Genomic DNA, 10,986 nt, shown 5'->3' on the forward strand with positions numbered 1-10,986 from the left:
GCGGCCTTTCCGTCGATCAATCAGGAGACCTGATTACTCGATGATTTTGGACACAACGCCGGCGCCGACGGTGCGGCCGCCTTCGCGGATGGCGAAGCGCAGGCCGTCTTCCATCGCGATCGGGGCGATCAGCTCAACCGCGAACTTCAGGTTGTCGCCCGGCATCACCATCTCGGTGCCTTCCGGCAGGGTCACGGTGCCGGTCACGTCGGTGGTGCGGAAGTAGAACTGCGGACGGTAGTTCGCGAAGAACGGGGTGTGGCGGCCGCCTTCTTCCTTGGTCAGGATGTAGGCTTCGGCTTCGAACTTGGTGTGCGGGGTCACGGAACCCGGCTTGCACAGCACCTGGCCGCGCTCAACGGATTCACGGTCCACACCGCGCAGCAGGGCGCCGATGTTGTCGCCGGCTTCACCGCGGTCCAGCAGCTTGCGGAACATTTCCACACCGGTGCAGGTGGTTTTCGAAGTGTCTTTGATGCCGACGATTTCGATTTCGTCGCCAACATTGATCACACCGCGCTCCACACGGCCGGTCACAACGGTGCCGCGGCCGGAAATCGAGAACACGTCTTCGATCGGCATCAGGAACGGCTGGTCAACCGCGCGCTCGGGGGTCGGGATGTATTCGTCCACGGCCGCCATCAGCTCTTTGATCTTGTTTTCGCCGATTTCCGGGTCGCGGCCTTCCATCGCCGCCAGCGCGGAGCCTGCGATGATCGGAATATCGTCGCCCGGGAACTCGTAGGAGGACAGCAGCTCGCGGATTTCCATTTCCACCAGCTCCAGCAGCTCTTCGTCGTCGACCTGGTCCACTTTGTTCATGAACACGACCAGGGCAGGCACGCCAACCTGACGCGCCAGCAGGATGTGCTCGCGGGTCTGCGGCATCGGGCCGTCAGCAGCGTTCACCACCAGGATCGCGCCGTCCATCTGAGCGGCACCGGTGATCATGTTCTTGACGTAGTCGGCGTGGCCGGGGCAGTCGACGTGGGCGTAGTGGCGCGCGTCGGTTTCATATTCCACGTGGGCGGTGGAGATGGTGATGCCGCGGGCTTTTTCTTCCGGCGCGCCGTCGATCTGGTCGTAGGCTTTGAAGTCGCCGAAGTACTTGGTGATCGCTGCGGTCAGCGTGGTTTTGCCGTGGTCAACGTGGCCGACGGTGCCGATGTTGACGTGCGGTTTATTACGTTCAAACTTTTCCTTAGCCATGCCTTGGACGCCTTTTGAAATGAGGGGTCAGCGTTGACCCGGTTTCCTCTGCGCGGGCGGATTATTTGGTTTGCGCGGAAAAATCAACCCGTTCCTGCTTGACAGAAGCGGAAATCGCCAGGCTCAGCCGGCCGGCGCCGGCTCCGCAGCATCCGGTGCAGCCGTACCTTCAGCGGCCGTGCCAGGACGGGGCGCGAACCACCCCTGCTCCTTGTGGTTTTCTGCCATCCACTCCTCGACCTTGTCGGCGATATTGACGGCCAGCCCCTGGATCTGCTGCTCTTTGGTGCGCGCATGGCCGGACCCCAGCAGCGCGCTTTCGCCGGTGGTGCTTTCGAAGATCTCCATCTGGTGCTTTTTGGCGAGGAATTTCTTGTTTGCCACGTCGTAGACAAACACGTTCACCACCACAGCACTCTTTGGCGAAAACAGCACCGGCACGCCGGGCGGCGCCAGCATGAAGCCCTCGAGCGTCACGGCAACGTCGTATTGCTGGGCGCCCGCATAGCGGCGCAGCCGCGTGTTCAGCGCATTCTCGATCGGGGCGGTCCATTCACTGTGGTCGGCATCGCGCGACAGCGGCCATTGCAGCGCCTTTTCCGTATAGACATGCGTCACGCGGGCCTGGAAGGCACCCAGATCCTCGGGCGCTTCGTCGAGGCGGGTTTCGCCACAGGCTGCGAGCAGCACCAGCGCGGAAAACAGGGCGAGAATGCGGGTCATGGGAGTCCCCCGTAAGAATTCGGTCCTGCCCTGATAGCCCTGCCGGGCGCAGGGGGTAAAGACCCGCAAACAGCAACCCCCGCGCGGGTGGCGCGGGGGGCACAGGCAATTCGCAAAAACATGCCGCTTATTTGAACTTGTAGCTCCGCGGGAAACCGTGAGGCGGGCGCTTGCCCACGCTGGCGCGCTTGCCCAGCCATTCGGTGAGGTCGGCTGCGTGTCGGGTCTTTCCGCCTCCCATCTCCCACTTGAGGCCGTCGTCCCAGTTGAACGTGGTGATGTCGCTGAGGCCGCCGTCCAGTTCCAGCGAGCCCTGCTTGCCGCGGGCCATGTTGTATTTCTGCAGGCGCACGCCCTTGCCGCGGGTCAGCTCGGGCATTTCCTCGACCGAGAAAACCAGGAACTTGCCGTTTTCCGAGACCACGGCGACGTGATCGCCCTCCACCGGGATACAGATCTTGGCGCGCTCGTCGTCCTTGACGTTCAGCACCTGCTTGCCGCTGCGGGTCTGGGCGACGATGTCCTTTTCGGCGCAAATGAAACCGTTGCCCGCGTCGGAGGCGACCAGCAGCTTACCCTCCGGGTTGTGGATCATCAGGTCGACAATTTCCACCTCATTGGGCAGGTCAACCATCAGGCGGACAGGTTCACCCATGCCGCGGCCGCCGGGCAGGTTCGCCGCCGACAGGGTATAGAAACGGCCGTTGGAGCCGAACACCAGCAGCCGGTCGGTGGTTTCCGCGTGGAAGATGAAGCGCGGCCCATCGCCATCCTTGAACTTCAGCTCGCGGTTCAGGTCGATATGGCCGGTCATTGCCCGGATCCACCCCATCTGCGAACAGACCACGGTGATCGGTTCCTTGTCGATCATGGCCTCCAGCGGCACCTCTTCGACCTCGCCCGCCTCGGCAAAGCGGGTGCGGCGGGCGCCGCCTGCATAGTCCTTACCGAACTGCTTCTTGGTTTCTTTCAGCTGCTCGGAAATGCGGGACCATTGCAGGTCTTCGGAGGCCAATAGTTCGACCAGCCCGGCGCGTTCCTCGCGCAGTGCGTCGCGTTCACGGACCAATTCGATCTCTTCCAGCTTGCGCAAAGACCGCAGGCGCATGTTGAGTATCGCCTCGGCCTGCACCTCTGTCAGCTCGCCCGCGCCTTGCGCCGGGGTGATGTAGTCTGCCTCGGTGAAGGCGCGCGGGTGGTCCTTGCTCCAGTCCTCGCGGATCAGGGCGGCCTTGGGGTCCTCGTCATAACGGATGATGTCGATCACCCGATCGAGGTTCAGGAAGGCGATGATAAAGCCCTCCAAGACCTCCAGCCGGTGGTCGATCTTTTCCATCCGGTGGCGGGAGCGGCGCTGCAGCACGTCGCGGCGGTGGTCGAGGAAGGCGCGCAGCACCTCCTTCATCGAGCAGACCTTGGGGGTTACGCCGTCGATCAGCACGTTCATGTTGAGGCTGAATCGGATTTCCAGGTCCGAGTTGCGGAACATCATGTTCATCAGAACCTCGGGGTCCACGTTCTTGGACTTGGGTTCGAGGATGATGCGGATGTCGTCCGCCGATTCGTCGCGCACATCTGCGAGGATCGGCACCTTCTTGGTCTGGATCAGTTCGGCGATCTTCTCGATCAGCTTGGACTTCTGAACCTGATAGGGGATCTCGGTGACGACGATCTGCCACTGGCCGCGGCCCAGGTCCTCGACCTCATGCTTGCAGCGCAGGCGGAAGGAGCCGCGGCCAGTGCTGTAGGCCTTGGCGATGTTTTCCTTGGGCTCGACGATAATACCGCCGGTGGGGAAATCGGGCCCCGGCACATAGTTCAGCAGGGTGTCGTCGCGAGCATCCGGGGTCTTGATCAGATGCAGGCAGGCGTCGATCAGCTCAGCAATGTTGTGGGGCGGGATGTTGGTGGCCATGCCCACCGCAATGCCGGCCGCACCGTTTGCCAGGATGTTCGGGAAGGTGGCGGGCAGCACCGCCGGTTCGGTCAGGCGGCCGTCGTAGTTGTCGCGGAAATCGACCGAATCCTCGTTCAGCCCTTCCAGCATCGCCTCGGCCACGAAGGTCATCCGCGCTTCGGTGTAGCGGGAGGCCGCAGGGTTGTCGCCGTCGATGTTGCCGAAGTTGCCCTGGCCGTCGACCAGCGGGTAGCGGACGTTGAAGTCCTGCGCCAGGCGCGCCATCGCGTCATAGATCGCGGCATCGCCGTGGGGGTGGAAGTCGCCCATGGTATCGCCGGAAATCTTGGCCGACTTCAGGAAGCCGCCGCTGGAGCTGAGCCGCAGGCGGTTCATCGCGTAAAGGATCCGCCTGTGCACAGGTTTCAGGCCGTCGCGGGCATCGGGCAGCGCCCGGTGCATAATCGTGCTGAGCGCATAGGTCAGATAGCGCTCGCCAATGGCGCGGCGCAGCGGTTCCAGGATTTCGCCTTGTTCGGGGGCGGAGGGCATGTCGGGATCTTCTACCAGGTCGGTCATGAAATCGTGATACTGCCGGCGCCGGAATTGGTAAAGCGGGCGTGCGCGAATTTCGCACAGCTTCGCCCGCTGCCAGCCAGGCGCGGGGAGAAGACAGAAGAGTCTCCCCTGTTTCCTGTCCGTCAACTTGCCCTAGATAAAATGGAACCAGGCAGCCGCGCCGCGCGTTACTTTCCAAACTCTTGCAACCAGGGCAGCGGCCTTTTGCGGGTCATTGGATTTGCCTGTCTATTTTTGGTCTGGGGGGACCGGGTTATGTCGCGATTTGTTATGTTGTCCTTCGCTTTTCTGGGATGGGGATTTTATGAGCTGAGCGGAGGGGCGGACTTTGAACCGCCGCAACGGCCCGAGCCCGTGGCTGACGCTAAACCCGATGCCCGTAAATCCGAACCTGTCAGAATTACCGCCGCGTCTCTGACGGCTCAGCCTGTTCTGACGCGCCGGACACAGGCAGAAACGCCGGTGCGGCCCAAGGCTGATCCGGCGCTGCGTCAGCGCGTGGCGGCCGCTCAGCTTGCCAGTGCGTCCAGTGTTCTGACCTCCACCCAAGCTGCATTCTCGGTCGGCTCCGGAGGCGGCACTTTGCAGCTCGCATCCCTGGATGGCGGCCTAGCCTCGATCACTGCGACGCCCGCCTCCACGTCAGCGGCGGCCTCCGCCGCCGCGGCAGAGCCTGCTCCGGAACCGGTTATCGACCGCCGCAGTATCCGCGCGTCGCGGGTGAACATGCGGCAGGGGCCAGGCACTAACTATCCGGTGATCACCCGGCTTCTGGCAGGTGACGAAGTCATCGTGATAGAGGATTCCGGCACTGGCTGGCTGCACCTGCGCGCGCCAGAGAAGGGCCGCGTCGGCTGGATTGCCGCTTCCCTGGTGAGCAAGAAACGCCCATAACTGGCCCCGGGCAAACCGGGTCAAGAGGCGTTCCACATGAAAAAAACCATCCTGATTACCGGCTGTTCCTCAGGAATCGGCCTGGATGCGGCGCGGGGAATGCGGGAGCGGGGATGGCGGGTGTTTGCCTCCTGCCGCCAGCGGCGTGATTGCGAACGGATGCGCGCTGAAGGATTTGAAAGCCCGCGCATTGATTACACCGACCCGGCCAGCATCGAATCCGGCCTGGAAGAGGTGCTGGAGGCCACCGGCGGCACCCTGGACGCGCTGTTCAACAACGGAGCGCATGGGCTGCCTGGCGCGGTCGAGGACCTGCCCACCGAAGCGCTGCGCACGATTTTCGAGGCCAATTTCTTCGGCTGGCACGAGCTGACCCGGCAAGTGATCCCGGTGATGCGCAAGCAGGGGCACGGACGGATAGTGCAGAATTCCTCGATCCTGGGGTTTGTATCCTTTCCGTGGCGCGGAGCCTATGTAGCCACGAAATACGCGCTGGAAGGTCTGACTGACACGCTGCGGGTCGAACTGAAGGGGTCGGGCATCCACATGGTGCTGATCGAGCCGGGGCCGGTGACGTCGAAGATCCGGGAGAAGTCGATTCCCTATTTTGAGCGTTTTATCGACTGGAAGGCCTCGCCGCTGCGCGAGCTTTACGAGACGCGCCTGTTGAAGCGGCTATATGAGAACAGCGGCCCGGACCGGTTTGAGCTGCCGGCCTCCGCCGTGACCGCGAAACTGGCACACGCCTGCGAATCCCGCCGCCCGCGCGCCCGCTACTATGTCACCACCCCAACCCATATCGCCGGGGTCCTGCGCCGCATCCTCAGCACAAGGGCAATTGACCGCATCCTGGTGCGGCTCGGATAGCGGATTCGCGGTCGCCTTCGTCTTGCACGCGGGGTAGATGGGTCCAACAGAATTGATACGCTTGGGGGACAGAATGAGCGATCCGCTGTATTATCTGGCACTGGCAGCCGTGGCGGCTGTGGTTGTGGCACTGGTCATCGGCATTGGCGGCTTTGGCAAGGGCGGCGAGTTTAACCGCCGGAACGCAAACAAGATGATGCGCCTGCGCATCCTGTTTCAATTCATTGCAGTGGTGCTCTTGCTGTCCTACGTCTACCTGCGCAGCCAGGGAGGATAATTGACGATGGTCGTTCTGAACAAAATCTACACCCGCACCGGCGACAAGGGCGAAACCGCCCTGGGCAACGGCGAGCGCGTGGCCAAACACTCGGCCCGCGTGAATGCATATGGCACTTCGGATGAGCTGAACTCCTTTGTCGGTGTTGCCCGGCTGGAAGCCGAAGGCGAGATGGACGCGGCACTGGCGCGCATTCAGAACGATTTGTTCGATCTGGGAGCCGATCTGTGCCGGCCGGAAATGGAGAAGGACGCCGAGGCCGAATATCCGCCGCTGCGGGTGGCGGTGGCGCAAGTCGAGCGGCTGGAGGCCGAAATCGACACCATGAACAAGGATCTGGAGGCGCTGCGCAGCTTCATCCTGCCGGGCGGGTCCAAGCTGGCGGCGCATTTGCATGTCTGCCGCACCGTCGCCCGCCGCGCTGAGCGGCTGGCCACGGACCTGAGTACGACCGAGGACGTGAACCCGGCAGCGGTGAAATACCTGAACCGCCTGTCCGACTGGTTCTTTGTGGCCGCCCGCACCGCCAATAACGGTGGCAAGGACGACGTTTTGTGGGTGCCCGGCGCCAACCGCTGAGCCCCCTGCCCCGCTCTGATTCGCCGTTTAGCGCCGGATTTTTGCGAATCCGGCGCTAAACGCGTCATCCGCGGCAACGGCACCTTGCCGTCGCGGCAGGCGGATTTCCCACCGGAAACATTCTTGCAAAAATGATGTTCCAAATGAGCAAACGCGACGTCGGCGTGCGCTAACGTGACGATTTTGCCCTGTTGCAGGCGCACACCAGCCGGTATCAACGCTGCGAGAGCATAGAGGGGGAGTCGCCCTGAGGCGGCTTGCCGTTTGTTAAGGAGAGAACGCAAAATGAAGGTACTTGTGCCTGTCAAACGCGTGATTGACTACAACGTGAAAGTCCGCGTCAAAGCGGACGGCAGCGGTGTCGATCTCGCCAACGTCAAAATGTCGATGAACCCCTTCGACGAAATCGCTGTTGAAGAAGCCATCCGCCTGAAGGAAGCCGGGAAGGCGGACGAGGTCGTTGCGGTTTCGATCGGCGTGAAGCAGGCCCAGGAAACGCTGCGCACCGCGCTGGCCATGGGCGCAGACCGCGCCATCCTGGTGGTTGCAGCCGACGACGTGCACACCGACATCGAGCCGCTTGCGGTTGCCAAGATCCTGGCCAAAGTGGTCGAGGAAGAGCAGCCCGGCATCGTGCTCTGCGGCAAGCAGGCGATTGACAACGACATGAACGCAACCGGCCAGATGCTGTCGGCGCTGCTGGGCTGGTCCCAGGGCACCTTCGCCTCTGAACTGGACATCGAAGGCGAGTCCGCAAAGGTTACCCGCGAAGTCGACGGCGGCCTGCAAACCATTTCCGTGAAGATGCCCGCCATCATCACCGTGGACCTGCGCCTGAACGAGCCGCGCTATGCGTCGCTGCCGAACATCATGAAGGCGAAGAAAAAGCCGCTGGACGAGAAAACCGCCGCCGACTACGGCGTCGACGTCTCCCCGCGCCTGGAAATCGTCAAAACCGAAGAGCCGCCGGCACGCGCCGCAGGCATCGTGGTCGGTTCGGTTGACGAGCTGGTTGAGAAACTCAAAGAAGCGGGGGCTGTGTAATGGCTGTTCTTCTCCTTGCTGAAGTGACCGACGGCGCGCTGGCGCTGGACGCAACCGCCAAAGCCGTGGCTGCAGCCTCCAAGCTGGGCGACGTGACCGTTCTGGCCGCCGGCGCCTCCGCTGCTGCGGCTGGCGAAGAAGCTGCCAAGATAGCTGGTGTAGCCAAGGTGCTGGTCGCCGAGGACGCATCGCTGGGCCACCGCCTGGCGGAGCCGACCGCGGCGCTGATCGCTGGCCTGGCCTCCGACTATGAGCACATTGTTGCTCCGGCCACCACTGACGCCAAGAACGTTCTGCCGCGCGTTGCTGCGCTGCTGGACGTGATGGTGATCTCGGACGTTTCCGGCGTTGTCGACGGCAACACCTTCGAGCGCCCGATCTATGCCGGCAACGCGATCCAGACCGTAAAGTCCAGCGACGCCAAGAAAGTCGTCTCCTTCCGCACCGCGTCCTTCGACGCGGCCGGCGAAGGCGGCTCGGCTTCGGTTGAGACCATCTCTGCCGCCGACAACCCGGGCCTGTCCGAGTGGGTCGAAGACAAGGTTGCCGCAAGCGACCGTCCCGAGCTGACCTCTGCCGGCATCGTTGTCTCCGGCGGCCGCGGTGTTGGCTCCGAGGAAGACTTCAAACTGATCGAGACCCTGGCCGACAAGCTGGGCGCCGCTGTTGGCGCATCCCGCGCCGCCGTCGACTCGGGCTATGCCCCGAACGACTGGCAGGTTGGCCAGACCGGCAAGGTTGTTGCCCCGGACCTGTATGTCGCCATCGGCATCTCCGGCGCGATCCAGCACCTGGCCGGCATGAAGGACTCCAAGGTCATCGTGGCGATCAACAAAGACGAAGAAGCACCGATCTTCCAGGTTGCTGACTTCGGCCTGGTTGCCGATCTGTTCGAAGCCGTCCCGGCCCTGACCGAAAAGCTGGGCTAAGCCCGGCTGGACAGCTGACTAAACAGGAAGGCCCGCCAACCGGCGGGCCTTTTTCCGTTCCGGGGACTGGTGTTATTCGTCCTGCAGCATTGGCTGCAGATAGGCGGCAAGCGCCTCGGCAATGCGCAGATGCTCGTTGGGGCCTATCATGTGACGCGCTGCCGGCAGCTCCATCTGGCCGAACACCATACCGGCGATATCCCTGGCAGCGGCTGCCGATTGCGCCCGGAACTCCACGATTCCCTGCACCTTGGGGCGCAGAGCATCGGCCATCGAACGGTCCACAAGCACGGGCTCTTCCGGGAAACCGGCATCCGCATCCAGATGATAGCGCAGCCACAGCAACAGCACCTGGCCATCCAGCGCCTTGATCAGGCCGCTCATCCGCTCCACCCAGCTGCGCTGCAGTTGTTCACGCACCTGTTCGAACCGCTGTCCAGAGATATCCCGGAGCGTGCAAAGAAGGTGCTTGTTGAAATGGAATTCGGTAAAATCCACTTCCGGATAAAGCGTCTTGAGCGCCGGCTGCGCTTGCAGGAAGCGGTCATTGCGGCGCGGATGCACCCGGTAATACGGGTTCGAGATGTTCTGCGCCCCCAGCATCTGCAACACCGTGACCCGCGCGTCCCTGGCAAGTCCGATCAGGGTGTCATCCTGCACGAAACTGTCCAGCCCGGCGTTTACACTGCCCAGATTGACGCAATTCACACCAAGCCGCCCCTGCAAGGAGTCGACAAAGGGAAATTCAACGAATCGCCCGTAAACTTCGGTTCCACCGAGGAAAGCAACATAAGGCTCGTCCAAGGACCGGTGCGGCCCCCGCACCAGCAGCCGGGATTTCCCATATCTGCATGGTTCCCCCGAAAGCGCCCCCGCGCTTTTGAGTTCATAGCTCATTTCACCACCAATTTTTCACCCGAGACTCACTCTGAGGGCGAACCATTGCAATTTCCCTAAAGCGAGAATTTGCCTCAAATCCACGCAAGCTGCTCTTGTGCCTGCCCTTCCCGGGCCAGTAAGGTTGCGGCAGATATTTCAGGAGCCTGAGGCATGGAAATTCAGAAGGTTGGTGTGATCGGCGCCGGGCAGATGGGCAATGGCATTGCCCATGTTATGGCGCTGGCAGGGTATGATGTCGTTCTGAATGACGTCAGCCAGCAGGCGCTCGACAGCGCGCTGAGCCTGATCCAAAGGAACATGGCCCGCCAGGCCAGCAAGGGGAAGATCGCCGAGAACGACGTGAAGGCGGCGCTGGCGCGGATCGTGCCGTCTTTAACGCTGGCTGAAGTCGGGGCAACCGATCTGGTGATCGAGGCTGCCACCGAGCGGGAAACCGTCAAGCAGGCAATTTTCGAGGATCTGCAGCCGCATCTGAAGCCGCACACGATCCTGACCTCCAACACCTCGTCCATCTCGATCACACGTTTGGCCAGCCGCACCGACCGCCCCGAGCGTTTCATGGGGTTCCACTTCATGAACCCGGTGCCGGTGATGCAGCTGGTGGAGCTGATCCGCGGGATCGCCACCGACGAGCCGACGTTCAACGCCTGCCAGGAAGTGGTGGCCCGGCTGGGCAAGACCTCGGCCAGCGCCGAGGATTTCCCGGCTTTCATCGTCAACCGCATCCTGATGCCAATGATCAACGAAGCGGTCTACACGCTGTATGAGGGCGTGGGGTCGGTGAAGTCGATCGACGAATCGATGAAGCTGGGTGCCAACCACCCGATGGGTCCGCTTGAGCTGGCGGACTTCATCGGCCTGGATACCTGCCTGGCGATCATGAATGTTCTGCATGACGGGCTGGCAGATACCAAGTACCGCCCCTGCCCGCTGCTGACCAAATACGTCGAGGCAGGCTGGCTGGGCCGCAAGACCCAGCGCGGGTTTTATGATTACCGCGGCGAAACACCGGTGCCGACGCGCTGACATTGAACGGCAGGGGGGGGGGGGGGGGGGGGGGGGGGGGGGGGGGGGGGGGGGGGGGGGGG

11 protein-coding genes are annotated in these 10,986 nt (G+C 62.6%); 7 read left to right on the forward strand and 4 right to left on the reverse strand.

The genetic code is table 11. The features are described 5' to 3' along the window. Positions 1-33 precede the first annotated feature (33 nt). The 3 genes from tuf to AC4HIX_RS10055 all read right to left on the reverse strand — a co-directional run bounded on the left by tuf (position 34) and on the right by AC4HIX_RS10055 (position 4,408). A complete protein-coding gene (tuf, locus tag AC4HIX_RS10045; protein WP_475049259.1) occupies positions 34-1,209 on the reverse strand; it encodes an elongation factor Tu in 1,176 nt (391 codons plus the stop codon). Between the two features lie 123 nt (positions 1,210-1,332). Further along, complete coding sequence (locus tag AC4HIX_RS10050; RefSeq protein ID WP_475049257.1) at positions 1,333-1,932, reverse strand: hypothetical protein; 600 nt, start codon at positions 1,930-1,932, stop codon at positions 1,333-1,335. Between the two features lie 127 nt (positions 1,933-2,059). Next, a complete protein-coding gene (locus tag AC4HIX_RS10055) occupies positions 2,060-4,408 on the reverse strand; it encodes a DNA topoisomerase IV subunit A (protein ID WP_490398867.1) in 2,349 nt (782 codons plus the stop codon). A gap of 270 nt (positions 4,409-4,678) precedes the next feature. On the opposite strand from AC4HIX_RS10055, the gene AC4HIX_RS10060 reads away from it, so the two are divergent. The 6 genes from AC4HIX_RS10060 (at position 4,679) to AC4HIX_RS10085 (ending at position 8,998) form a co-directional block, all read left to right on the forward strand. After that, the gene (locus AC4HIX_RS10060; RefSeq protein ID WP_490398876.1) at positions 4,679-5,302 is read left to right on the forward strand and encodes an SH3 domain-containing protein; all 624 of its coding nucleotides are present in this window, start codon (positions 4,679-4,681) and stop codon (positions 5,300-5,302) included. 36 nt (positions 5,303-5,338) lie between these two features. Beyond that, positions 5,339-6,169 (forward strand): SDR family NAD(P)-dependent oxidoreductase, encoded by an 831-nt coding sequence (locus tag AC4HIX_RS10065; protein WP_490398868.1) that lies wholly within the window; start codon positions 5,339-5,341, stop codon positions 6,167-6,169. Positions 6,170-6,242: 73 nt separating this feature from the next. Then, positions 6,243-6,446 carry a twin transmembrane helix small protein gene (locus AC4HIX_RS10070; protein ID WP_421056242.1) on the forward strand — a complete coding sequence of 68 codons (204 nt, stop codon included), beginning with the start codon at positions 6,243-6,245 and terminating at the stop codon, positions 6,444-6,446. 6 nt (positions 6,447-6,452) lie between these two features. Continuing rightward, entirely contained in the window at positions 6,453-7,025 is a 573-nt protein-coding gene (locus AC4HIX_RS10075; protein ID WP_490398869.1) for a cob(I)yrinic acid a,c-diamide adenosyltransferase, read from the forward strand. Between the two features lie 285 nt (positions 7,026-7,310). Beyond that, a complete protein-coding gene (locus tag AC4HIX_RS10080; RefSeq protein ID WP_490398870.1) occupies positions 7,311-8,069 on the forward strand; it encodes an electron transfer flavoprotein subunit beta/FixA family protein in 759 nt (252 codons plus the stop codon). Next, a complete protein-coding gene (locus AC4HIX_RS10085; protein ID WP_490398871.1) occupies positions 8,069-8,998 on the forward strand; it encodes an electron transfer flavoprotein subunit alpha/FixB family protein in 930 nt (309 codons plus the stop codon). The genes AC4HIX_RS10080 and AC4HIX_RS10085 overlap by 1 nt, the downstream gene beginning before the upstream one ends. A gap of 72 nt (positions 8,999-9,070) precedes the next feature. Here AC4HIX_RS10085 and AC4HIX_RS10090 read toward each other — a convergent pair whose 3' ends face one another. After that, a complete protein-coding gene (locus AC4HIX_RS10090) occupies positions 9,071-9,895 on the reverse strand; it encodes a DUF6473 family protein (RefSeq protein ID WP_490398872.1) in 825 nt (274 codons plus the stop codon). Positions 9,896-10,048: 153 nt separating this feature from the next. On the opposite strand from AC4HIX_RS10090, the gene AC4HIX_RS10095 reads away from it, so the two are divergent. Continuing rightward, on the forward strand, positions 10,049-10,924 hold the full coding sequence (locus AC4HIX_RS10095) for a 3-hydroxybutyryl-CoA dehydrogenase (protein ID WP_475049244.1): 876 nt from the start codon (positions 10,049-10,051) through the stop codon (positions 10,922-10,924). Positions 10,925-10,986 lie beyond the last annotated feature (62 nt).

The sequence above is a fragment of the Leisingera sp. genome (assembly GCF_982940295.1).

Excerpts from the sequence above, each read along its gene's own strand:
- tuf (WP_475049259.1), bottom strand. The coding sequence starts at position 1,209 with ATGGCTAAGGAAAAGTTTGAACGTAATAAACCGCACGTCAACATCGGC.
- AC4HIX_RS10050 (WP_475049257.1), bottom strand. The coding sequence starts at position 1,932 with ATGACCCGCATTCTCGCCCTGTTTTCCGCGCTGGTGCTGCTCGCAGCC.
- AC4HIX_RS10055 (WP_490398867.1), bottom strand. The coding sequence starts at position 4,408 with ATGACCGACCTGGTAGAAGATCCCGACATGCCCTCCGCCCCCGAACAA.
- AC4HIX_RS10060 (WP_490398876.1), top strand. The coding sequence starts at position 4,679 with ATGTTGTCCTTCGCTTTTCTGGGATGGGGATTTTATGAGCTGAGCGGA.
- AC4HIX_RS10065 (WP_490398868.1), top strand. The coding sequence starts at position 5,339 with ATGAAAAAAACCATCCTGATTACCGGCTGTTCCTCAGGAATCGGCCTG.
- AC4HIX_RS10070 (WP_421056242.1), top strand. The coding sequence starts at position 6,243 with ATGAGCGATCCGCTGTATTATCTGGCACTGGCAGCCGTGGCGGCTGTG.
- AC4HIX_RS10075 (WP_490398869.1), top strand. The coding sequence starts at position 6,453 with ATGGTCGTTCTGAACAAAATCTACACCCGCACCGGCGACAAGGGCGAA.
- AC4HIX_RS10080 (WP_490398870.1), top strand. The coding sequence starts at position 7,311 with ATGAAGGTACTTGTGCCTGTCAAACGCGTGATTGACTACAACGTGAAA.
- AC4HIX_RS10085 (WP_490398871.1), top strand. The coding sequence starts at position 8,069 with ATGGCTGTTCTTCTCCTTGCTGAAGTGACCGACGGCGCGCTGGCGCTG.
- AC4HIX_RS10090 (WP_490398872.1), bottom strand. The coding sequence starts at position 9,895 with ATGAGCTATGAACTCAAAAGCGCGGGGGCGCTTTCGGGGGAACCATGC.
- AC4HIX_RS10095 (WP_475049244.1), top strand. The coding sequence starts at position 10,049 with ATGGAAATTCAGAAGGTTGGTGTGATCGGCGCCGGGCAGATGGGCAAT.